Raw genomic sequence first — 22,398 nt, forward strand, 5'->3', positions numbered from 1 at the left:
CGCTGCTTCCGAAGGAGACGCCTCGGGTCGACAACCGTTGCATGCACGCCTCGGCGTCTCCCACGAAGACGTCCAGATCACCGATCGGCCACTGGCCGCAAGGAGTGCACCACCGTGAAGTCCCGACACACCCTCTCTGCTCTCGCCCTCGGGCTCAGTCTCACACTCGCCGGGGTATCGGGCTGCTCTGCCGGCGACGGCATGTCCGTCAAGGGTTCCAGTGAGGCCAAGGAGCTCACGAAGGGCGCGTCCCTCAACCTCGACGAGTTGCGCGGCTTCGACAATGTCACGGTGACTCTGGACGACGTCACGACCGGCGCCGACTGCGCCGCCAAGGCGTCCAACGGTCAGTGGGTTGCTCTCGGCCTCACCGTCAAGAACAACGGCGGCGCCACCACGCCGGGCATCACCGTGGGCCAGTGGACCGCCGTGGACGCCGGTGGCACCAAGACCGAGGTGCCGCGCATGACGGGTGACTTGTGCGCGAAGCCGGACCAGCAGTTTCCGCTCAGCTTCGACGGCAAGGACGAGGTCAAGGGAACCCTCTTCCTCGACGTGCCCGAGCAGACGACCAAACTGGAGAACTCCATCCCCCATGACACCGAGTCCGGAACCCTCGTCATCTCACTGAACTGATCGGGTCGAGTGGAGGGGCGGCCGAGGCCTCCTCATCCGTGCCCGCAACGCCGGGCTGACCGATCGAGAACTCCAGGGCATCGACCTCATCGGGCTCACCCTGCCCAATGCTGATATCGCCGAGCAGCTCGGCGTCTCGATCAACAGCGTCAAGTCCTACATCCGCTCGGCCTACCGGCGCCTGGGGATCGACTCGCGCCCGGCAGCCATCCTCTGGGCCCGCGGTTTCGCCCCCCCGAAGACCAACGGCTCGGAGAACTCAGCCGCGTCCCACACCGGCGGCTCCACCGACGGCGAGTCGGACGGACAACTGTCGACTGCCTGACGCTCCCGTTGACATTCCTGCGTCCCCCATCGCGGATTGCCCTGTGGATAACGTCGGAGCCCCCTCCTGCGGCGCCTAGCGTTGAGGTCAGCGGACGGCAGGGTGCCGTCCACCAACGGAGGAGGACCCATGACCACGCAGTTCCAGGTCGACACCGATCGCATCCAGGCCGCGTCGGCCGACATCACCCGCATCGCCGGTGACATCGAGGGGCAAGTGCAGGCGATGATGGGCCGGCTCACCGCCCTCGAGGACGCCTGGCGGGGCGGAGCGGCAAGCCAGTTCCAGTCCGTCGTCGGGCAGTGGCAGGCCACCCAGGCGCAGGTGAAGACCTCGCTCGACAGCATCGGGCGAGTGCTCGGCGCGGCTGGTGTCTCCTACGCCGATGCCGAGGCCAACGCCGCCGCGATGTTCACGCACTGATCCTCGCGGCATACCGGAGGGCGACGGCGCCGGAGGCGTAGTCGGTGCGCCCCATGAGGGTGAGCGGCAACGGTGCCGGCAGCCCGTCGAGCAGGCGGGGGCCGCGGCCCGTGACGGCCGGATGCACGACGAACTCGAACTCGTCGACCAGTCCGAGCTGGACGAGGGTGAGGGGCAGGCGGACCCCGCCGGTGTGCAACCGTCCACCGGGCTGCGCCTTGAGCTTGCGGACGGTGGCTTCGAGGTCGGCGGGGCGGATGATCTCGGCGTTCCAGTCGACGCGGTCGAGAGTCTGGGTGACGACGTACTTCTTGGCGCCGTCGATGGTGCGCGCGAAGGGCCGCATCCAGTCCTCGACCCAGTCTGCGGGCTCTCCCGCGGCCACCGGGCGCCAGGCCTCCTCCATCATCTGGTAGGTGATCCGGCCGAAGATCAGGGCATCGGCGGCGGCGATCGTCTCGGCCGACCGCTCGTGCAGCTCCTGGTCGGGGATCACGCCCGAGCCAGCATGGTCGACGCAGCCGTCGAGGGTGACATTGATCGAGTAGAGCAGCGACCTCATCCGCCCACCGTTGCACATCGCTGGAGGGACGGGGAAGAAAGTGGCGGCGAGGTGGCGCCCCTGAATTCGCCACCTCGCCGCCCGGTCCCGCGCCTGCCGGTCATCGCCGGCGCCTGCGGGTCACTCCGTGGCGATCGCCCGGAGGATGTCCACCCGCGCCGCCCGCCGTCCGGGCCACACGGCCGCGAGCACTCCGATGACGGCGGCGAGGCCCAGGAAGAGGCCCAGTTGCGCCCACGGGATGACCAGCCTGTCGAAGCCCTCGTCGACGAGGGCTCGCTGGATGGCGACCCCGAAGCCGAGACCCATGAGCACTCCCAGCGCCGCACCGAGCAGGGCAATGACGACCGACTCCAGACGGAGCATCGTGCGCAGCTGTCGGCGGCCCAGGCCGACGGCTCGCAACAGCCCGATCTCGCGGGTGCGTTCGATGACCGACAGCGCCAAGGTGTTGACGATGCCGAGGACCGCGATGACGACAGCCAGGCCGAGGAGCGCGTAGATGATCGTCAGCATCGTGTCGATCGGCTTGCGCTGCTCGTCGGCGAAGGCCTGCTGGTCCTTGACGGTGACCATGGGCAGGTCGGCCAGGGCATTCTCGAGCCCGGCTTGCACGGTCGATGCCGTGGCCGAGCTCTCCCGCTTGATGTAGATCGTCGAGTCCTGGTCGGGCAGCCCCAGCGACTCGAGGTCACGCAGGTCGGTGACCAGGCCGCTGCGGACCATGGCGCCCTCCTCGTGGATGCTGACGACGCGCGCCGCGAGCACCTGGCCCTGGCTGCCCAGCTGGATGCTGTCGCCGACCTTCAGCCCACGGTCCTTGGCCGTGCCGGCACTGATCGACACGGCGCCGGGACCGACCTGGGCGAAGTCGCCGCTGCTCGTTTTCACCGCTGTCATGGCGCGGACCGCGACCGGGTCAATCCCCTGGGCCCACTCCGTCTCACCCGACATCGAGACCGGGGACCACCGGGTGCGGGCTGTCTCCGCCACGCCGGGCACGGCCGCGACCTTGGTGGCGATCTCGGCCGAGAAGGGCTGGCCGATCGCGTTCGACACCACGTAGTCCGCGGTGACGTCCTTGGCGATCTGGTCATCGATGCTCGCCTTGGCCGACGACCCGAAGATCGACATCAAGGTCACCAGGGCGACACCGATCATCAGCGCCGACGCGGTGGCCGCGGTGCGGCGCGGGTTGCGCAGGGAGTTCTGGGTCGCCATCGTGCCGACCACCCCGAACACCGTGCGATAGATCCACCCGAGCCCGGACACCAAGGGCCGACCCACGAGCGGGCTGATCAGCGCGACACCGATGAGCACACCGAGGATGCCGCCGCCGAGCCACTTCAGCTCGTTGCTGTCCACGACGACCAGGCCGAGGTACATCGCCGCGCCACCGAGAATCGCCAGGACGAGCCCGACGATGATCCGCTTGCGCAGCGCGCCCTCCCGCAGGACCGCGTCGTCGCGCATCGCCGCCACCGGCGGCACCTGCCCGGCCCGACGGGCCGGGAGCCAGGCGGCCACCATGGTGACGACCAGCCCCACGGCATACGAGGCCACGATGGTGCGGGGGTTGAGCACCAGCGAGGCGCCCGACATGTCGAGACCGAAGCGCCCGAAGAGGACGCGGATCAGTTGCGCCAGACCGAAACCCGCGACCAGTCCCGCCGTCGAGCCGATGAGGCCCACGACGAAGGCCTCGAAGAGCACCGAGCGGCTGACCTGGCGACGGCTGGCACCGATCGCCCGGAAGAGCGCGAGCTCCCGCGAGCGCTGGGCGACGAGGATCGAGAAGGTGTTGATGATGAGGAAGGTCCCGACGACGAGTGACACGGCCGCGAAGACGAGCAAGAAGGTGGTGATGAAGGACAGGCCCTTCTGGATCTCGGTCGCCATCTGCTCGGAGACCTTGTCACCGGTGACGGCCTCGAAGCCGGCTGGCAGCACCCTGGCCACCTGGGTGCGAAGTTCCGACTGTGAGACACCGGGTTTCGCGGTGACCCACGCGTCACTGAACTGATCCGCGCCCTTCTGGAAGAGCCGTTGGGCGGTGGCCGTGTCCATGACGGTGACGCTCGCGCCGAGCATCGATCCGCCGGTCATCTCGTGGGTCCCGACGAGCTTGGCGCTGAAGGTCGCCTCCGACCCGGCGGACACGAAACGCACGTCCTCACCGATGAGGTAACCGGCCGCCTTGGCGGTCGCCGCGTCCAGGGCCACCTCGCCGGCCTGCTCCGGCCAGTGCCCCTTGACCAGGCGAGAGGCCTCGACACCGTGCGCGGCCGGGCCGCCGGTGTGGTTGACGGCGATGCCGGGCGCGCCCTGACCGCCGATGAGCTTGTTCTTCTTGGACACCACGAAGGTCGTGAAGTCGGAGACATTGCCGTCGGCGCGGGCCGCGCCGGGCACGTCGGCGATCGCTGCGACGACGGAGGCCGGCACCGGCTTGGCCGCCGGCTGCTCCGGGTCGTTCGCACCGGTCGCCCGCACGACGACGTCACCTGCGCTCGACTTGGTCAGCGCCGTGAACGACTCGCCCAGGGTGTCGGTGAAGATGAAGGAGCCGGCGACGAAGGCCACGCCGAGGATGACGGCGAAGGCGCTCATGAAGAGCCGAAGCTTTCGGGCCAGCAGGCTGGCCAGGGAGGCGCGCAACATCAGTGGGCCCCGCCCCGCGAGTCCAGGCCCTTCATCCGCTCGAGCACCGCGTCCGGCGTCGGCCGCCGCAGCTCATCGACGACCTTGCCGTCGGCGAGGAAGACGACGCGATCGGTCCAGCTCGCGGCACCCGGGTCGTGGGTGACCATGACGATGGTCTGCCCGAACTCGTCGACCGAGCGTCGCAGGAACCCGAGCACCTCGGCGCCCGACGTCGAGTCGAGGTTGCCGGTCGGCTCGTCGGCGAAGATGATCTCCGGCCGGCTGACGAGGGCCCGCGCGCACGCCACGCGCTGCTGCTGCCCACCCGAGAGCTCTCCCGGCCGGTGCGAGAGCCGGTCCTTGAGGCCGACGGTCGTGACCACCTGGTCGAACCACGCCTGGTCGGGCTTGCGGCCGGCAATGGCGAGCGGCAGCAGGATGTTCTCCTCGGCGGTCAGCGTCGGGATCAGGTTGAAGGCCTGGAAGATGAAGCCGATCCGGTCGCGCCGCACCTGGGTGAGTGCCTTCTCCCTGAGGGAGGTGAGCTCGACGTCACCGATGGTCACAGTGCCGGCTGTCACCGAGTCGAGCCCCGCGGCGCAGTGCATCAGCGTCGACTTGCCGGAGCCGGACGGCCCCATGATCGCGGTGAACTCACCGGCATAGAGATTGAGCGTCACGTCATCGAGCGCGGACACGGCGGCGTCGCCGTGGCCGTAGTGCTTGGTCAGGTGCGCCACTCGCGCGGCCCGCGGACGCGGACGGCGCTCGGCGTCGTTCGCGCCGGAGCCGGCTGCAGCGTCCGTTGCGGTCTCGGTGGAGTTCTCGGTCATGGTCCCCTCGCTCATGCCGACAACGCTAGGTGAGCCCGCGGCATACCCGCTCTGGGTTTCGTCCCTGACCCGACCCTGAGAACGATTCCTTCACACCCCGAACACCTCAGGGGACGGCAACGCCGAAGGGCGGCCTCCCATTGGGGAGACCGCCCTTCGTGGGTATGCCGTGGGGTTCGGTCAGAACCCCATGCCGCCCATCTCGTCGCCACCGGGCATCGCCGGGGCAGCCTTCTCGGGCTTGTCGGCGATGACGGCCTCGGTGGTGAGGAAGAGCGCCGCGATGGACGCAGCGTTCTGCAGCGCCGAGCGGGTCACCTTGGCCGGGTCGAGGATGCCGGCCTTGATCAGGTCGACGTACTCACCGGTGGCCGCGTTGAGACCGTGGCCGGACTCCATGTGGGAGACCTTCTCGGCCACGACGCCACCCTCGAGACCGGCGTTAACCGCGATCTGCTTGAGCGGGGCCTCGATCGCGACGCGCACGATGTTGGCGCCGACGGCCTCCTCACCGGAGAGGTCGAGCTTCTCGAAGGCCTTCTTGCCGGCCTGGATGAGGGCCACGCCACCACCGGCGACGATGCCCTCCTCGACGGCAGCCTTCGCGTTGCGCACGGCGTCCTCGATGCGGTGCTTGCGCTCCTTGAGCTCGACCTCGGTGGCCGCGCCCGCCTTGATGACGGCCACGCCGCCGGCGAGCTTGGCCAGGCGCTCCTGGAGCTTCTCGCGGTCGTAGTCGGAGTCCGACTTCTCGATCTCGGAGCGGATCTGGGCCACGCGACCGGCGATCGCGTCCTCGTCACCGGCACCCTCGACGATCGTGGTCTCGTCCTTGGTGACGACGACCTTGCGGGCCTTGCCGAGCAGGTCGAGGTCCGCGGTGTCGAGCTTGAGGCCGACCTCCTCGGAGATGACCTGGCCACCGGTGAGGATGGCGATGTCGGCGAGCATGGCCTTGCGGCGGTCACCGAAGCCCGGGGCCTTGACGGCGACGGACTTGAAGGTGCCACGGATCTTGTTGACGACCAGGGTCGACAGGGCCTCGCCCTCGACGTCCTCGGCGATGATCAGCAGCGGCTTGCCGGACTGCATGACCTTCTCGAGCACGGGCAGCAGGTCCTTGATCGACCCGATCTTGGAGTTGACGACGAGCACGTACGGGTCGTCGAGGACGGCCTCCATGCGCTCGGCGTCGGTGACGAAGTAGTGGCTGATGTAGCCCTTGTCGAAGCGCATGCCCTCGGTGAGCTCGAGCTCGAGGCCGAAGGTGTTGCTCTCCTCGACGGTGATGACGCCTTCCTTGCCGACCTTGTCCATGGCCTCGGCGATCATCTCGCCGATCTGGGTGTCGGCGGCGGAGATCGACGCGGTCGCGGCGATCTGCTCCTTGGTCTCGACGTCCTTGGCCTGGGCCAGGAGTTCGTCGGAGACAGCGGCCACGGCCTTCTCGATGCCGCGCTTGAGCGCCATCGGGTTCGCGCCGGCCGCGACATTGCGCAGGCCCTCACGCACGAGCGCCTGGGCGAGGACGGTGGCCGTCGTCGTGCCGTCACCGGCGACGTCGTCGGTCTTCTTGGCGACCTCCTTGACCAGCTCGGCGCCGATCTTCTCGTAGGGGTCGTCGAGCTCGATCTCCTTGGCGATGGACACACCGTCGTTGGTGATCGTGGGGGCGCCCCACTTCTTCTCCAGCACGACGTTGCGGCCCTTCGGGCCCAGGGTGACCTTGACCGCGTCGGCGAGGACGTTCATGCCCCGCTCGAGGCCGCGGCGGGCCTCCTCATCGAAAGCGATGATCTTTGCCATTTTCGAGGGTTCTCCCACACGAATCGATGGTGGTGACCAGGCGGTGCCCGCGACGGACGGTGCGGTATGCCGTGGTTCTGGGCTCCGCGGCATACCCCACCTCACCGGACTGGTCAGGTGCTTATCACTCTCATGCCGAGAGTGCTAATCCAATGTTGGCACTCTCCCCTGCCGAGTGCAAACGGGCCCGGCCAAACCCAACGTCTGCGTGACGCAGAACTTGGGCTTGCCGGCGGGTATGCCGCGGCACATGCCGGGGGTTCGGCGGGGCCTGCCAGGCCCGCGAAAGTGAACGGCACGTGAACTCCGCCCCTTCCTTTGGTGGACGGGGCATGAAGGGTGCACAGTGTGGCTCGTGACCGCAGTGACTCTTACACTCGTCCTCGTCATCGTCACGGCGCTGGCCTTCGACTTCACCAACGGTTTTCATGACACGGCCAACGCCATGGCCGCCTCGATCTCCACCGGAGCCCTCACCCCCAAAGTGGCCGTGGGCCTGTCGGCGATCCTCAATCTGGTCGGTGCCTTCCTCTCCGTCGAGGTGGCCCTCACCGTCTCCAATGCCGTCGTCAAGATCCAGAACAAGGACGGCTCCCCGATCGACGCCCTGGCAGGCGACGGCGGGCAGACTCTCCTGCTCATCGTCCTGGCCGGCCTCGCCGGCGGCATCCTCTGGAACCTGTTCACCTGGCTGCTCGGCCTGCCGAGTTCGTCATCGCACGCCCTACTGGGGGGCCTGACCGGCGCCACCGTCGCAGCCCTGGGCTGGGCGGGCGTGAAGTGGACCGGAGACGGCACCAAACTCGACGGCGTCATCGGCAAGGTGCTCCTGCCCAGTTTCATCTCACCCGTGATCGCGATGGCCGTCGCCTTCCTGGGCTGCTGGCTCGTGCACCGCATCACGAACTCGGTGGCCCACCTGCTCAATGATCGCCATTTCCGGTGGGGCCAGATCGGCAGCGCCTCCCTCGTCTCCCTGGCCCACGGCACCAACGACGCCCAGAAGACGATGGGTGTCATGACCTTGGCTCTCATGGCCAGCGGTCACTGGACCGACACCCACGCCGTGCCCTTCTGGGTGAAGATCTCGGCCGCCTCCGCGATCGCCCTCGGCACCTACCTCGGCGGCTGGCGCATCATTCGCACCCTGGGCAAGGGCCTGGTCGACATCACGCCCCGCCAAGGCATGGCCAGTGACGGCGCCACCGCGTCGGTGCTCATGGCTGCCTCCCACCTCGGCTTCGCTCTCTCCACGACCCATGTCGCGACCGGGTCGGTCCTCGGCGGCGGCCTCGGGCGCGGAACTCACGTGCGCTGGAGCACCGCCGGCCGGATGGTCACCGCTTGGGCGACCACCTTCCCGCTCGCCGGTCTCGCGTCGGCGATCATGTTCTGGCTCGGCCACTCGATCGGCGGCGTCGCGGGCGCCCTTGTCGTCTTCGCCGTCCTCGTCGCCGGGGCCTGGTGGATGTTCCGCAAGTCCCAGGAAAACCGGATCGACCACTCCAATGTCACCGCTGAGTGGGACCGACCGGCCGATGTCCTCGACCAGCACGCCCCCGACCACGCGGGCAGCCACGAGTCCCCGACCAGCGACCTGAAGGGCTGACATGAACACCATCTCGCTCGCGCTCAAGGGTGCCTCGAACGTGCTCTTCGCCGGCTTGGTCTTCGGCGTCGGCCTCCCGGTGATCTACGCGCTGGCCATGAGGGCGCTGACCATCGGCGCCAGCGTCGACACCAACCCCGACGGCACGCCCCGGCTGCACCCGACCGCCTCCTCGAAGGCGATCACCGCGTTGCTGCTGGCCGTCATCGTCGGTGGCGTCGCCCTCGGCATCACGATCATCGTGGCGTCCGGGCTCGGCAAGGTCGTCACCTTCGACCACGTCATCCCCATGCTCGTCGACAAGAAGAAGTGAGTCGTATGCCGTTCCTGCTCCGCGACGTGTTCACCTGGGTCGACGAGGCCTACCCCGACGGGGTGCCGCCCGAGGACTCCGGAACCCTCGTCGGCCTGCTGCGCCACCGCATCGGTGCCGAGCAGACCCTCGACCTGGTCCTGCGCCTCGCCGCGGCGGGCCATCTCGACGCGTCCGTGGCGGGCCGGACCGGCTCCACCGATGACCTCGACCCGGCCGCCGTGCGCCGCGTCTCCGGCAGACTCGCCGCCGGTGGCTGGCCCCTGGCCGGCCCGCCGTCGGCGAGCACGGCCACGGACGACGACACTCCTCCGGACCCGCAGTCCACGCTGGGGCGGATCGTGGCGTGGCTGCGGGAGGGATACCCCGGCGGCGTTCCCGACCACGACTACATCCCGCTGCTCGCCCTGCTCGAGCGCCGACTGACCCGCAACGAGGTCAAGAAGGTCGCCAAGGCGTTGCGTCGGGACCACGTCAGCCCTGCAGGACCGGAGGACATCGCGGCCGCGATCACCGACCTCACCCACGTCGAGCCCTCCGAGGAGGACCTGGCGCGAGTGCGGGCCCGGCTGGCCAAGAAGGGCTGGCCGCTGGACTTCCCCGAGCCCCTCTGATCAACCACCCCCCTGCGTCCGCGTGTTCCGTCGCCATGGCGACGGAACACGCGGACGCGAGCGGGTGGCCTTCCTCAGAGCGCGGGCGTGTGACCTTCGAAGGTCGCGCGCATGGACCCATCGGCCTCCGAGGAGACCGGATCCCCCAGGTCCGCGACGAAGACGGCGACAAGGGTGCGCGCCGGATTCGAGGTGGCCTCGGCGAGTACTTTGCGCCAGGCGGCAAGGTTGGGGTGCGGCGTCGACGTGCAGGCCTCAGCCGGCGCCAGGCCCCTGATCGCCGCCTCCAGCGCCCCGGTTGTCAGCGGCAACGTCCCGGTCGTGCCGTCATGCCCCAGGACCGTCGCGAGCACCACTGCCGGCAGCCCGTGCCGACCGCCGGGTCGGTTGACGTGAGGGAACTCCCACTCGCCGGAGCTGGACGCCGAGGACAACCCCACGGCATACGCAATGGGCGGGCACCAGCCCTCGATCTGCGCCGCGAGGTGGTCCTTGATGGCCGCCAGGCCCTCCGGCGTCGACCATTCGAGTTCACTCATCGGGCCAGCCTAGGCACAACAACGCCCGTCCGGCTTCCCTCACGGACGGGCGTCGTTGTGCTTGTGGGACGCCTCAGACGTCGACCCCGAACCGCCGGGCCGAGCGAGCACGCTGGCGCGAGGAGCGCAACCGGCGCAGCCGCTTGACGAGCATCGGGTCGTGCGCGAGCGCGGCGGGGTTGTCGATGAGGGCGTTGAGCACCTGGTAGTAGCGCGTCGAACTCATGTCGAAGAGCTCTTTGATCGCGCTCTCCTTGGACCCGGCGTACTTCCACCACTGGCGTTCGAAGGCAATGATCTGGCGGTCGCGGTCCGAGAGGCCGGCCGACGTGTCGGCGCCGGTGTCGACGACGACCTCGGTGGGCATGGCCTGCTCACGCACGATGTTCAACGCTCGACCCTTCGGTGCTCGTGGACGTTCGCCGCCACTCTAACGAGTGAATGACAGTCGTGTCATTTCCCGACTCGCAGGTCGGCGCGTCGACTGGACACGCCGGGCCCCATCGCACTCACGCGTCACACGAGTCACACCAGACTCGCCCCCAGCTTTCCGCGTCACCGAGCCAGCAGGTATGCCGCGAGCTCGCCGACACTCCCCACCATCAGGTCAGGGGTGGTCGCCTCGAGGTCGGCCGTCGTGCCGGCGCCCCAGCTGACGGCGATGGACCTCATCCCGGCAGCCCGGGCCGCCAGCACGTCGACGGTCGCATCGCCCACATAGGTGCAATCCCTCGGCTCGACCCCCAGCCGCTTCGCCCCGAGCAGCAGGGGCGCGGGGTCCGGCTTGTGCTCGCTGGTGTCCTCCAGGGTGCCCAGGAGGGCGATGGCCGAGCCCAGACCCACACTGTCGAGCGCGTACTGGGCGATCTCGCGCCGCTTGGACGTGACGATACCCATCGGCACCCCATCCGCGGCGAGGTCGGCGAGCAGTTCGGCGATCCCGGCATACGGCCTGATGAGACGTTCGGTGTTGGCGCGGTTCCATTCGCGATAGACGCGGTCCATCTCCTCGCCGTGGGTCGGCGAGCGCTCGAGCAACACCGGCAGCAGCGGTCGCCCGATCCACGAGCGTGCCGTCGCTTCGTCGACGGCCTCCCCTGTGACGGCCATGACGGCGTGCTGGAAGGAGGCCACGATGAGCCCGATCGTGTCGACCAGGGTGCCGTCGAGGTCGAAGAGCACCCCGCGAGCCACGTCGGGCTCGGCAGCACTCACGAGCGCGCTCCTCCGACGCCGAGATCCTCGAGCAGGCCGCACACTCGCTCGCCGATGTCGTCGCGGACCCGGCGAATCGCGTCCACCGACTTCCCGTGCGGGTCGGCGATGTCCCAGCGCACGTGGCGGCGGCCCGGCACGCGCGGGACGTCGGCCCCGAGCTCGATGACCATGTCGGCACTGTGCACCACATCGTCGGCGACATCGTGGCCAGCTTGGGCCAGTGGCACACCCTGCTCGGCGAGCACCCGCTCGACGAGCGGGTTGTCGTGGCCGAGCGGTTCGGGACCCGCCGTGCGCACGTCGACGTGCCGGCCGCCGAGGTGCTCGGCCCACGCCGCCGCGATCCGCGAGCGCACTGAGTCATGCGTCGAGACGAAGACCAGAGTGCGCACGCCCAAGGGTGAACCGCCCTGTGCCGCAACGCGATCCGCAAGATCCTCGCGTGCCGCCCGGGCGACCAGGACCTCGAGGAACTCCGGGTGGTGAGAGTGCTCGGACAGTCGAGAGCGCGCCGCCGACACGGCGTCGGCGACGTCCTCGCGGGTCAGGGTGTCAGCATGCCGTGCCGCCAACTCGTCGACGAGGGCCTCGAAATCACGATCGTCAGGGATGTGCATGGACTCATCATCGCGCGTCACCGGCACGTCGTCCGGCAGGAGTGAGATGCCCGGCAGCAGGGCTTCGCCGGCCCGCAGGGCCTCGATGGCCCCCGGCACCTCGGCGATGAACTCACGCCCTTTGCGCCGGTAGCGGACCAACTGCACGAGCCCCACACCCCAGAAGAGGAACTGCACGGACATGGCCGCCTTGAAGTCGGCCGTCGTGTAGGTGTCGGGTCCGCCGGGCGCCCGGAGGTCCAGGACCAGGCCGATCCCCGCCATGGCCAGCAGCGAGGCTATGAAGCCACCGATGTTCACGACGCCCGTGGCCCGGCCGAGCCGTTCGCTGGGGTGGAAGGTGCGGGCCAGGTCGAAGCCGACCATCGAGCCCGGGCCGCCGATCGCCAGAACGACGATGAGCAGGACCAGCAGCCAGAGGGGCGCACGCCCCGGCCAGAGCAGGACCGCGGCCCAGACCACACAGATGAGCAGGACGATCCCGATGACCATGAGCGAGCGGTGCACAGGCACCCGGGCGGTTGCCAGTCCGAGCAGGGGGCCCGCCGCCATCGACGAGACGGTCATGACGACGAGCAGGGCACTGGCCGTCTCCGGGCTCAGGCCCTGCCCGGCGACGAGAAAGGGGTAGCCCCACAGCATGACGAAGACGGTGCCGCCGAACATTGTCGAGAAGTGCACCCAGAGGCCTAGGCGCGTACCCGGGTTGTCCCACACCTCGGCCAGGGTGCGCGCGAGCGCGCGGACCTTGATCCGCTCGATCGAGTCGCCGGTGTAGGGCGAGTCCTTGACGACAAAGAAGAGCAGCACCGAGAGAACCACCCCGACCGAGGCGGCGACGGTGAAAGAGGTCGTCCAGCCCCACTGCTTCAGGCCGTAGGCCAGCGGCGAGGCCGAAGCGATCGCCCCGAGTTGGCCCAACACACCGGTGATCTGGGTGACCATCGGCGCCTGCTTGACGCGGAACCACAGGGCCACCAGCCGCAGCAGGCTGGTGAAGATCATCGCGTCGCCAATGCCGAGCAGGACGCGAGCCGCGAGGCCACCGGTGAAATCCTGGGCGAAGGCGAACCAGAACTGCCCGACGGTCATGAGCCCCAAGCCGACGAGCATCAACCGCCGCGACCCGAAGCGGTCCAGGAGGACGCCCACGGGAATCTGCATCGCGGCATACACACCGAGTTGGACCACGGTGAAGGTCGCGAGCTGACTGGCGCTGATGCCGAAGCGCTCGGCCGCAAGGATGCCGGCGACGCCAAGGGAGGTGCGGTGGAAGACCGCGAGCCCATAGACACTGAGCCCGACCAGCCAGATGACCCAGGCGCGGCGACGACCGGTGTTGTGCACCTGGCGTCGCAGCTGTGAGGTCACCGGCAAAGTCTAGGAGGGGTGTGCCGTGCCCGCGGGTGGTCGTCGTAGGTTGGGTGGGTGACCGCCCGCCCCCTTGCCGACCTGGTGCATCCCACGTGGGCCCGGGCGCTCGAGCCAGTGGCCGGGACGGTCGAGTCGCTCGGCGCGTTCCTGCGTGAGGAGGTCGCGGCCGGGCGTGGGTACTTCCCCGCTGGGCCGCACGTGCTCCGCGCCTTCGAGCGGCCACTGCCCGAGGTGCGCGTGCTCATCGTCGGCCAGGACCCGTATCCGCGACCCGGTCACGCCATCGGCCTGTCCTTCGCGGTCGCGCCGGACGTGCGGCCGCTGCCGCCGTCCCTGGCCAACATCTTCACCGAGTTGACCAACGACCTCGGGCTGCCGATGCCGTCCTCCGGTGACCTCACGCCGTGGGCCGATCGCGGTGTGCTGCTTCTGAATCGGGTCCTCACCGTCCAGCCCGGCGCCTCGAACAGCCACAAGGGTCGCGGGTGGGAGACAGTGACGGAGTGCGCGATCCGGGCGCTCGCCGCCCGCGGCGGCCCGGCTGTCGCGATTCTCTGGGGATCCCCCGCCCGCACGCTGGCCCCCTTCCTCGGTGGTATGCCGCGGATCGAGTCGCCGCACCCCTCGCCGTTGTCGGCCCACCGGGGCTTCTTCGGCTCGCGCCCGTTCAGCCGGGCCAATGACCTGCTGGCCCGTCAGGGGGCCGACCCGATCGATTGGAGCCTGCCGTGACCGAACCCAACGACCCACACCTGGACCAGCACCAGGGACCGCACGTCGGCATGCCCATCTGGACGCGCTACGTCGCCCTCGGTGACTCCTTCACCGAGGGCATGGTCGATCCGGACGAGTCGGTGCCGGATCGATTCGTCGGGTGGGCCGATCGGCTGGCACGCGTCCTGGCCGCCCATGCCGCCGCCGAGAAACTTCCCTTCGGCTACGCCAACCTCGCCGTCCGCGGTCGCAAACTCGACGACGTCGTCGGACCCCAACTCGAGCGCGCCCTGGCCATGGACCCGGACCTGGTCTCCATCGTCGGCGGCGGCAACGACCTGCTGCGGCCGAGCGTCGACCTCGACGGTCTGGCCCAGCGACTGGAGGAGGCCGTCGTGCACCTGCGGGCGTCCGGGGCGGACGTCCTGCTCGCCACTCCCACCGACACCCGCGACGCCGGGCTCTTCAAGGCGCTCCGGGGACGGCACGCGATCCACACGGCCAACCTGTTCACCATCGCGCAACGCCACGGTTGCTCGGTGCTCAACCTGTGGGGGATGGCCTCGATCCGCGACTGGCGCATGTGGGGCGAGGACCGCATCCACCTCAACACCGAGGGACATACGCGCGTCGCGCAGGCCGCCCTCGTCGCGCTCGGCCTGCGTCCGTCGACCCCGGACTGGGACAACCCCCTGCCCCCGATGGCCCGCGGCGCCCGAGCCGACGAACTGCGCGAGCACGCCGAGTGGGTCAAGGTCCATGCCGCGCCCTGGGTCCAGCGGCGCGTGCGCGGCACCTCGTCGGGCGAGGCTCTGCAGGCCAAGAGACCGAACCTCACCCCGGTGGACTGACCCCTCCAGCCGCCGCAGATGCGGTGCTAGCATCCCGCCCATGACGCAATTGCGGATAGCAGATGCCGCCGAGCTCCTCGGGGTCTCCGACGACACCGTCCGCCGCATGGTCGAGTCCAAGCGCCTGGCGGCCCACCCCGACGACTCGGGTCGGCTGGTCGTGGCTGGCGCCCAGGTCGCCGCCCTCGCCCAAGAACTCGCCCGGCCCGCTCACGTCGGCCCGGTCGCCGACGAGAGCGCCCGCAACCGCATGCGCGGCCTGGTCACCGCCGTCACCAAGGACAAGGTGATGGCCCAGGTCGAATTGCAGTGCGGCCCCTTCCGCGTCGTCTCGCTCATGTCTCGCGAGGCGGTCGACGACCTCGGCCTCGAGGTCGGCTCGGTCGCCGTCGCCAGCATCAAGTCCACCAATGTCGTGATCGGAGTCCCGCAATGAAGCGCCTGTCTCTCCCCCTGATGACCGCCGTCGGCCTGATGGGCATGACCGCGCTCACGGCCTGCGGCTCGGGGAGCACCGACTCCGCGACGAGCGCGTCAGCGGCCATGACGCCCAGCGCCTCGAGCACCCCCTCGCCCTCCTCGACCCTCTCGGGCACCGTCACCGTCCTGGCCGCCGCCTCCCTCACCGAGTCCTTCACCGCCCTCGAGAAGTCGTTCGAGGCCGCCAACCCGGGCGTCGACGTGACCATCAGCTTCGGCTCCAGCGCCACCCTCGCGCAGCAGATCGCCCAAGGCGCACCCGCCGACCTCTACGCCAGCGCCGGCACCAAGGCGCTCGACCAGTTGCCCGCCGAGGCCAAGGCCAAGCCCACGACGACGCTGGCCAGGAACGTCCTCGAGATCGCCACCCCACCCGGCAATCCCAAGAAGGTCACCGGCCTGGCCTCCCTCGCCGATGCGTCGATCAATGTCGTGCTGTGCGCCGAGACCGTCCCATGTGGGTCGGCAGCCGATGCCGTGCTGACCAAGGCCGCAGTGACGGCGCATGTCGTCTCCCGCGAGGTGGACGTCAAGGCCACCTTGGCCAAGATCACCCTGGGTGAAGCCGACGCCGCGATCGTCTATCACTCCGACGTCGTCGCGGCCGGCAGCAAGGTCGAGGGCGTCGAGATCCCGGCTGCGCAGAACACCACGCTGGCCTACCCCCTCGTGCGCCTGACCGACACCGCCGCCACCAAGGCCTTCGCCGACCTCCTCGCCAGCGCGGCCGGGCTCAAGGAGTTGGAGGCGGTCGGCTTCCTCGCCCCGTGAGCCGTCCAGCTGCGAGCCGTCCACCCTCGAGCCGTCGACCCCGGAGCCAGCGCCGACCCGGGTCCCGCCGCGCCGGACTGCTCGTCACGATCCCGGCGATCACGGCCATCGCACTCGTCGCGCTCCCCCTGGTCGCGATGCTGGCCGCGACCGACTGGCGCCACCTCGGTGCGCACCTCACCAATCCGGTCGTCGTCCCCGCCATCCGACTCTCGCTGATCACGACGATCGCGACGGTCGCCCTCTGCCTCGCCCTCGGCACCCCCCTGGCCTGGCTGCTCTCCCGACGTGATGGCCGGCTCTGGAGTTGGATCCGCGCGTTGGTCACCGTCCCCGTGGTCCTCCCCCCGGTCGTCGGCGGCGTCGCCCTCCTCCTCGCCTATGGCCGATTCGGTCTGGTCGGTCAGCCGCTCGACGCCGCGACCGGCCTTCGCCTCCCTTTCACCCCGTATGCCGTGGTGCTGGCCCAGCTCTTCGTCTCGCTGCCGTTCTTCGTCCTCGCCGTCGAGGGTGCGTTCCGGGCGCTCGACCCCCGCCTGCTCTCGGTCGCCGGCACGCTCGGGGCGTCCCCCACCCGCGTCTTCCTGCGGGTCGCCCTGCCGATGACCCTGCCCGGCGTCATGTCCGGCGCCGCGCTGGCCTGGGCCCGGGCGCTCGGCGAGTTCGGCGCCACGATCACCTTCGCGGGCAACTTCTCCGGCCGCACGCAGACCGCCCCACTGGCCGTCTATGTCGCGCTCCAGGCCGATCCGGACGCCGCCATCGCCCTCAGTCTCGTCATGCTCGCCCTATCCATCGCCGTCCTCGGGCTGCTGCGCGGACGGTGGCTGTCATGAGCCTGCGGGCCCGGCTCGGCGTGCAACGCGGCCACTTCACGGTCGACGTCGACCTCACCGTCGAGCCCGGCCACACTCTGGCGATCCTGGGCCCCAATGGCGCCGGCAAGACGACGATCCTGCACGCCCTGGCCGGCCTCGCCCACCTTGACGGCGGACACATCACCGTGGACGAGACCACCTGGGCCACACCCGAGACCGACCTCCCCCCGGAGAAGCGTTCGGTCGGTCTGCTCGCCGCCGACCACCTGCTCTTCCCCCACCTGTCCGCCCTGGACAATGTCGCCTTCGGACCCCGCAGCCGCGGGACGCGCGCCGACACGGCATACGACATCGCACGCCGCGAACTCGCCCGCCTCGGCCTCGCCGACACCTTCCACGCTCGCCGTCCCCACCAGCTCTCCCACGGCCAGGCCCAGCGGGTCGCCCTCGCCCGGGCGCTGGCCACCCACCCTCGCGTGCTGCTTCTCGACGAGCCGCTCTCGGCCCTCGACCCCGAGAGCCGGCCCACCGTGCGGCAGGCCCTCGCGGCTCGCCTCGCCGACTTCGACGGGATGACGGTCCTGGTGACCCATGACCCCCTCGATGCCCTGACCCTCGCCGACGAACTCACCTTCGTCCGCGACGGGCGGGTGGTCCAGTCCGGTCCGCCCCAGCAGATCGTCCGCGAACCCCGGGACCCCTACGTCGCCCAGGTCGCCGGCCTCAACCTGTATGCCGCGGGGCCCGCTCGCGAGGGCACCCTTCACCTCGCGTCGGGGGCAGCGATCGTCACAGCCGACCCGGTCATCTCCCGCGAGAACTGGGTGAGCTTCCCGCCCTCGGCCGTCGTCCTGGGGCGACATCGCCCGGACGGCTCCGCCCGCAACACCTGGCGCGGACGCGTCGCGCGCGTCGAGCTCACCGGCCAGATCGCCCGGGTCAGCCTCACCGGCGAGGTCGACCTCGTCGCCGACATCACCCTGGGGTCACTCGCCGAGCTGCACCTGGCCGCCGGGGACGAGGTCTGGGCGAGCGTCAAGGCGACCGAGGTCCGCGCCTACCCACGATGAGCTTGTGTCCGGCACAGTGGTTGCTCGGCCGTCCAATCGCCGGACGCAACGGTGACCTACAGTGCCAGCATGGCGGTGCAGCGACTCTTCCCCACCGACGAGGGCCACGACCTCCTCGACCTCACCCGTGAGGTCGTCGCCAAGGAACTCCGCCCCAAGGTCGATGCTGCCGAGGCCGCCGCCGCCCTGGGCGAGGAGTTCCCCACCGACATCTTCCGCATCCTGGGCCGCGCCGGCCTGCTGTCGCTTCCTCACCCGGAGGAGTTCGGCGGCGGGGGCCAGCCCTACGAGGTCTACCTCCAGGTCGTCGAGGAGATTGCGAGCGCCTGGATGAGCGTGGCGGTGGGCGTCTCCGTCCACTCCCTGACCGCCTTCCCGGTGACGACCTTCGGCAGCCCGGCTCAGCGCGAGGCCCTCCTGCCCGGCATGCTCTCCGGCCACCAACTCGGCGCCTACGGCCTCTCCGAGCCCCTCGCCGGCTCCGATGTCGCCGCGATGACCACCCGGGCGACGCGCGATGGGGCCGGTGACGACGGAGCCGGTGACGACGGAGCAACTGACGACCCGGCCTACCGAATCAGGGGCCGCAAGGCGTGGATCAGCCACGCCGGGCACGCCGACTACTACACGACCTTCGCGCGCACGTCCGACGCCCGGGGTCGGGGCATCTCGTGCTTCATCGTCCCGGGCGATGCACCCGGGCTGTCCTTCGGTGCCCCCGAGAAGAAGATGGGGCTGCACTGCGACACCGTGCGCGAGGTCATCTATGAGGACGTGCCGGTCGACGCCGCACGACGGATCGGCGACGAGGGCCAGGGTATGCCGATCGCCCTCGCCGCGCTCGACGCTGGGCGACTCGGGATCGCCGCTGCCGCAACGGGATTGGCACAGTCGGCGCTCGACGTCGCCGTGGCGTATGCCAAGGAGCGCGAGCAGTTCGGTCGGGCGATCGCGAGCAATCAGGGGCTCGCCTTCCTCATCGCCGACCTGGAGGCGGCGGTCCTGGGCGCGCGTGCGGCATACCTCTTCGCGGCGCGCCTCAAGGACGCCGGCAGGCCCTACGGCAAGGAAGCGGCCGTCGCGAAGCTGCTCGCCACGGATGCCGCGATGCGGGTGACCACCGATGCCATCCAGGTGCTCGGCGGCGCGGGGTACACCCAGGACTTTCCCGTCGAGCGCTATTTCCGGGAGGCCAAGGTCACCCAGATCTTCGAGGGCACGAACCAGATCCAACGGCTGGTCATCAGTCGGCACGCCCTGGGCTGATTGTTCTCGCGGCGTTTGCCCGGGAGCCGCGTGTCGGTCAACGGCCGGTGGGCCTGCTCGACCTAGCCTGTCAACGACCGGGCCAAGTATGAGTTGGCCCGGTCGAAACGTTGCTGGGCCAGGTGGTGCTCGCCGAGTTCGTGGACTGGTTCGTCGTTGCGGCCGATTCGCCGTCGTGGCTAGTTCGTCCCGGAGATCGTCTGCGACCACACCGCTGTCGAGCCCTTGTGCCCGGCGATGAGCACCGCGGCGGTGACGGCGACCGACGCGATGACGAGGATGGCAGCGACCAGCAGGCCGATCACGCCGCCGCGTCCGGGCCGCAGCAACCAGAGCACCGCGACAAGGGCAATGGCCGCGAAGGCCAGGCACACCGTGCGGGCGAGGTCACCGGCCTCGGCGTGCTCGTGGATGAGGTCCAGGGTCTCCCCGCCGACGCCCGCGCCGACGAGCCGCCGTTCGAGGGCTTCACCGCTCTCGGCCGCGACGAAGCCTCCGACCCCGGTCGCCACGGCGAGGAGCGCAACGGGCCAGCGCAGGACGCGACGCCACGCGGGGCGCACGGCATACCCGATGGCGAGGAGGGCCGCCAGGGGCGCGAAGGCGACCACTGCGTGGATGACGAGGATGTGGACCGGGAGCCCGGCGATGGTGTCGAACACGATGTCTCCCTCGGCGTGCGGACACCGGCCCGATCGGGTCGGTGAGCGCGAGCGTAACGCCGTCCCGCACCAATCCGTGCGCCTCTGACATGCTGGGGCCGTGCGCTGCCTGATCATCGAGGACGAGAGGCCGCTGGCCATCGCCACCGCGGAGGCTCTCAAGGAACACGGCTGGGTGGTGGACCTCGCCCACGACGGACGCACCGGCCTGTCCATGGGGATGCAGTCCGACTACGACGTGATCTGCATCGACATCATGCTCCCGGCCCTCAACGGCTATGACGTCCTCAAGCACCTGCGGGCCGGCGAGGTGTGGACACCGGTCCTCATGCTCACGGCCAAGGACGGCGAGTACGACCAGACGGATGCGTTCGAACTCGGTGCGGACGACTACGTGACCAAGCCCTTCCACACCTCGGTCCTCGCGGCCCGGCTCTCTGCGCTCACCCGTCGCGGCGCCAAGGAGCGTCCGGCCGAGCTCGCCGTCGGTGACCTGGTCCTCAATCCGGCGACGCATCGGGTGTACCGAGGCAGCGACGAGATCACGCTGACGGCCCGCGAGTTCGCCCTCCTGCAGCACTTCATGCGCCACCCAGAGGTCGTGCTGTCCAAGACCACGTTGCTCGAGGAAGTGTGGGACTCCAATTACCCCGGTGCCGACAACGTGGTCGAGGTCTACGTCGGCTACCTGCGCAAGAAGATCGACGCGCCCTTCGACGTCATCTCGCTGGAGACGGTGCGGGGTCGGGGCTATCGACTGGTGCCGGTGAGCTCGAGCGGTCCGACCACCTAGACCGGCACCATCGGACTGTCGTCCACCGACGAACCCTCGGCCACGGGCAGGGTGACGAGGAAGCGACACCACCCGTCGGGCGCCTCGGTCGCCGTCACGTTGCCGCCGTGGCGGCGCACCAGCTCCCGGACGATGGCGAGCCCCAATCCGCTTCCGCCCCGATCGCGATCTCGGGCCTCGTCGAGTCGCACGAAGCGCTCGAAGATCCGCTCCCGATCGGACTCGGGCACCACGGGACCGTCATTGTCGACCGCGAGCAGGGCCGACTCGCCGTCGCCGCTGACCTCGATCCGGATCTCACCCGCCGCGTGGCGCATCGCGTTCTCCACCAGATTGCGGACAACCCGGGTCACCTGCGCCTCCACCCCGGTCACGCGAACCGGCTCCAGGCGCACCGTCACCTGACCGCCCCGTGCTCGCGCCAGGGCCGCTTCCCCCAGCACCAGGTCGTCGAGGTCGAGGTCCGTGGCGCCGACCAACTCTGCGGACTCGTCCGACTTGGCCAGGGCGAGCAGGTCGTCCACGAGGGTCGAGAGTCGGGTGAGCTCACCGCTGGCCCGTTCGGCGACGATCGCCCGGCGCTGCGGGGTGAGCTCGCCGGAGAGCAGTTCGAGCGAGACGCTGACGGTCGACAGGGGGCTGCGGAGCTCGTGCCCGGCGTCGGAGACGAATGATGCGCGCTCGGCGTCGGAGCGTCGCAGACGGTCGAGCAGTTCGTTGATGGCCCGGCCGAGCCGCCCGATCTCGTCGTCACGATGAGGGGCGGTGACGCTGCGTGCCTCGCGCGAGCTGTTGATCGACTCGAGTTCGCTGCGCATCACCTCGACGGGATGCATGGCCAGCCCCACGGCATACCGAAGGACGAGAAAGAGGACGGCCAAGGCGGCGAGGATGACGGCGAGGGCGACGATGCTGAGCTTGCGAGCGGCTGCCGGTTGGATGCTCGTCGGCTCGGCGACGAGCACCGTGAGCAGCCGTCCGTCAGGGCCGGTCACCCGCGTGGCGGCCACCATGACGCTCGCGCCGTCCGCGGCCGGCAGGTCCCCGACCAACTCGGTGTGGACCTGGCCGACACCTGGCAACGGGTCGAGCGCGATCATCGGTGCGCTGCGCAGAGGGGCAGCGGACCAGGCGACGACGTCACCGTTGTCGTCGAGCACCTGGCGGATCCGGGGGTCGATGGCCTCGCCGCCGGCGGGTAGGGCAACGCGAGGTGGTTGGCTCTCGAGGTCGTGGCTGAGCGTTCGCAGTGTGCTCACCGACGTCGTGTATGCCGTGGCCGTCAGTGCCGTCGTTGTCGCCCGCCACACGACGACCGCCAGAATGGCCAGGACGACCCCCACCATCGTCACCGAGCCCGCAATGATGCGGCTGCGGACCCCCAGCCGGCCGAACATGGGCTTGAGTCTATGGGCGCAGCGACAGCGAGAGCTGGAGAAGGTGGGCCCCAACTCCAGATCT

General features: G+C 69.8%; 24 protein-coding genes. 14 read left to right on the forward strand and 10 right to left on the reverse strand.

Going from position 1 to position 22,398, the window contains the following annotated elements:
* Positions 1-114: 114 nt before the first annotated feature.
* The 3 genes from BN10_RS08015 (at position 115) to BN10_RS08020 (ending at position 1,384) form a co-directional block, all read left to right on the forward strand.
* A complete protein-coding gene (locus BN10_RS08015) occupies positions 115-636 on the forward strand; it encodes a hypothetical protein (RefSeq protein ID WP_010850723.1) in 522 nt (173 codons plus the stop codon).
* A gap of 55 nt (positions 637-691) precedes the next feature.
* A complete protein-coding gene (locus BN10_RS16330; protein WP_267878884.1) occupies positions 692-961 on the forward strand; it encodes a response regulator transcription factor in 270 nt (89 codons plus the stop codon).
* A 129-nt stretch (positions 962-1,090) separates the two neighbouring features.
* Positions 1,091-1,384 (forward strand): WXG100 family type VII secretion target, encoded by a 294-nt coding sequence (locus tag BN10_RS08020; RefSeq protein ID WP_010850724.1) that lies wholly within the window; start codon positions 1,091-1,093, stop codon positions 1,382-1,384.
* Here BN10_RS08020 and BN10_RS08025 read toward each other — a convergent pair.
* From BN10_RS08025 to groL, 4 genes are all read right to left on the reverse strand, one after another.
* Positions 1,374-1,946 (reverse strand): dihydrofolate reductase family protein, encoded by a 573-nt coding sequence (locus BN10_RS08025; protein ID WP_010850725.1) that lies wholly within the window; start codon positions 1,944-1,946, stop codon positions 1,374-1,376. The two genes, BN10_RS08020 and BN10_RS08025, sit on opposite strands and share 11 nt — an antisense overlap.
* Before the next feature lie 120 nt (positions 1,947-2,066).
* Entirely contained in the window at positions 2,067-4,607 is a 2,541-nt protein-coding gene (locus BN10_RS08030; RefSeq protein WP_010850726.1) for an ABC transporter permease, read from the reverse strand.
* Positions 4,607-5,437, reverse strand: coding sequence for an ABC transporter ATP-binding protein (locus tag BN10_RS08035; RefSeq protein ID WP_010850727.1), 831 nt, complete (start codon positions 5,435-5,437; stop codon positions 4,607-4,609). The genes BN10_RS08030 and BN10_RS08035 overlap by 1 nt, the downstream gene beginning before the upstream one ends.
* 165 nt (positions 5,438-5,602) lie before the next feature.
* The gene (groL, locus tag BN10_RS08040; protein WP_010850728.1) at positions 5,603-7,228 is read right to left on the reverse strand and encodes a chaperonin GroEL; all 1,626 of its coding nucleotides are present in this window, start codon (positions 7,226-7,228) and stop codon (positions 5,603-5,605) included.
* Between the two features lie 355 nt (positions 7,229-7,583).
* Between groL and BN10_RS08045 the strand changes: the two genes are divergently transcribed.
* From BN10_RS08045 to BN10_RS16335, 3 genes are read left to right on the forward strand one after another with little or no spacing between them, the layout of a single operon-like run.
* Positions 7,584-8,837 (forward strand): inorganic phosphate transporter, encoded by a 1,254-nt coding sequence (locus BN10_RS08045; protein ID WP_051369830.1) that lies wholly within the window; start codon positions 7,584-7,586, stop codon positions 8,835-8,837.
* A 1-nt stretch (position 8,838) separates the two neighbouring features.
* A complete protein-coding gene (locus tag BN10_RS08050) occupies positions 8,839-9,150 on the forward strand; it encodes a hypothetical protein (RefSeq protein ID WP_010850730.1) in 312 nt (103 codons plus the stop codon).
* A gap of 5 nt (positions 9,151-9,155) precedes the next feature.
* Positions 9,156-9,764, forward strand: a complete 609-nt coding sequence (locus BN10_RS16335; RefSeq protein WP_010850731.1) for a DUF3349 domain-containing protein — start codon at positions 9,156-9,158, stop codon at positions 9,762-9,764.
* 74 nt (positions 9,765-9,838) lie between these two features.
* On the opposite strand, the gene BN10_RS08060 is transcribed toward BN10_RS16335, so the two are convergent.
* The 4 genes from BN10_RS08060 to BN10_RS16340 all read right to left on the reverse strand — a co-directional run bounded on the left by BN10_RS08060 (position 9,839) and on the right by BN10_RS16340 (position 13,509).
* The gene (locus BN10_RS08060) at positions 9,839-10,303 is read right to left on the reverse strand and encodes a hypothetical protein (RefSeq protein WP_010850732.1); all 465 of its coding nucleotides are present in this window, start codon (positions 10,301-10,303) and stop codon (positions 9,839-9,841) included.
* Positions 10,304-10,376: 73 nt separating this feature from the next.
* A complete protein-coding gene (locus BN10_RS08065) occupies positions 10,377-10,670 on the reverse strand; it encodes a DUF3263 domain-containing protein (protein WP_040752958.1) in 294 nt (97 codons plus the stop codon).
* Positions 10,671-10,858: 188 nt separating this feature from the next.
* On the reverse strand, positions 10,859-11,518 hold the full coding sequence (locus tag BN10_RS08070; protein ID WP_010850734.1) for an HAD family hydrolase: 660 nt from the start codon (positions 11,516-11,518) through the stop codon (positions 10,859-10,861).
* Positions 11,515-13,509: an MFS transporter gene (locus tag BN10_RS16340; protein WP_010850735.1), complete on the reverse strand. Its 1,995-nt coding sequence runs from the start codon at positions 13,507-13,509 to the stop codon at positions 11,515-11,517. The genes BN10_RS08070 and BN10_RS16340 overlap by 4 nt, the downstream gene beginning before the upstream one ends.
* A 57-nt stretch (positions 13,510-13,566) precedes the next feature.
* On the opposite strand from BN10_RS16340, the gene BN10_RS08080 reads away from it, so the two are divergent.
* The 7 genes from BN10_RS08080 (at position 13,567) to BN10_RS08110 (ending at position 19,482) form a co-directional block, all read left to right on the forward strand.
* Positions 13,567-14,244, forward strand: coding sequence for a uracil-DNA glycosylase (locus BN10_RS08080; protein WP_010850736.1), 678 nt, complete (start codon positions 13,567-13,569; stop codon positions 14,242-14,244).
* Positions 14,241-15,077 carry an SGNH/GDSL hydrolase family protein gene (locus tag BN10_RS08085; RefSeq protein ID WP_010850737.1) on the forward strand — a complete coding sequence of 279 codons (837 nt, stop codon included), beginning with the start codon at positions 14,241-14,243 and terminating at the stop codon, positions 15,075-15,077. The genes BN10_RS08080 and BN10_RS08085 overlap by 4 nt, the downstream gene beginning before the upstream one ends.
* A 40-nt stretch (positions 15,078-15,117) precedes the next feature.
* The gene (locus tag BN10_RS08090; protein ID WP_010850738.1) at positions 15,118-15,513 is read left to right on the forward strand and encodes a TOBE domain-containing protein; all 396 of its coding nucleotides are present in this window, start codon (positions 15,118-15,120) and stop codon (positions 15,511-15,513) included.
* The gene (modA, locus tag BN10_RS08095) at positions 15,510-16,328 is read left to right on the forward strand and encodes a molybdate ABC transporter substrate-binding protein (RefSeq protein ID WP_010850739.1); all 819 of its coding nucleotides are present in this window, start codon (positions 15,510-15,512) and stop codon (positions 16,326-16,328) included. The genes BN10_RS08090 and modA overlap by 4 nt, the downstream gene beginning before the upstream one ends.
* Positions 16,325-17,164, forward strand: coding sequence for an ABC transporter permease (locus tag BN10_RS08100; protein WP_010850740.1), 840 nt, complete (start codon positions 16,325-16,327; stop codon positions 17,162-17,164). Before modA ends, BN10_RS08100 begins: the two co-directional genes overlap by 4 nt.
* On the forward strand, positions 17,161-18,216 hold the full coding sequence (locus BN10_RS08105; RefSeq protein WP_010850741.1) for an ABC transporter ATP-binding protein: 1,056 nt from the start codon (positions 17,161-17,163) through the stop codon (positions 18,214-18,216). Before BN10_RS08100 ends, BN10_RS08105 begins: the two co-directional genes overlap by 4 nt.
* Before the next feature lie 69 nt (positions 18,217-18,285).
* A complete protein-coding gene (locus BN10_RS08110; RefSeq protein ID WP_040752966.1) occupies positions 18,286-19,482 on the forward strand; it encodes an acyl-CoA dehydrogenase family protein in 1,197 nt (398 codons plus the stop codon).
* 179 nt (positions 19,483-19,661) lie between these two features.
* Here BN10_RS08110 and BN10_RS08115 read toward each other — a convergent pair whose 3' ends face one another.
* On the reverse strand, positions 19,662-20,144 hold the full coding sequence (locus BN10_RS08115) for a DUF2231 domain-containing protein (RefSeq protein ID WP_010850743.1): 483 nt from the start codon (positions 20,142-20,144) through the stop codon (positions 19,662-19,664).
* 100 nt (positions 20,145-20,244) lie between these two features.
* Here BN10_RS08115 and BN10_RS08120 point away from each other — a divergent pair, with 100 nt between their 5' ends.
* Positions 20,245-20,937 (forward strand): response regulator transcription factor, encoded by a 693-nt coding sequence (locus BN10_RS08120; RefSeq protein WP_010850744.1) that lies wholly within the window; start codon positions 20,245-20,247, stop codon positions 20,935-20,937.
* On the opposite strand, the gene BN10_RS15715 is transcribed toward BN10_RS08120, so the two are convergent.
* Positions 20,934-22,334 carry a sensor histidine kinase gene (locus BN10_RS15715; protein ID WP_010850745.1) on the reverse strand — a complete coding sequence of 467 codons (1,401 nt, stop codon included), beginning with the start codon at positions 22,332-22,334 and terminating at the stop codon, positions 20,934-20,936. The genes BN10_RS08120 and BN10_RS15715 overlap by 4 nt on opposite strands.
* Positions 22,335-22,398 lie beyond the last annotated feature (64 nt).

Source organism: Phycicoccus elongatus Lp2 (genome assembly GCF_000367525.1).
GTDB classification, from domain to species: Bacteria; Actinomycetota; Actinomycetes; order Actinomycetales; family Dermatophilaceae; genus Phycicoccus_A; species Phycicoccus_A elongatus.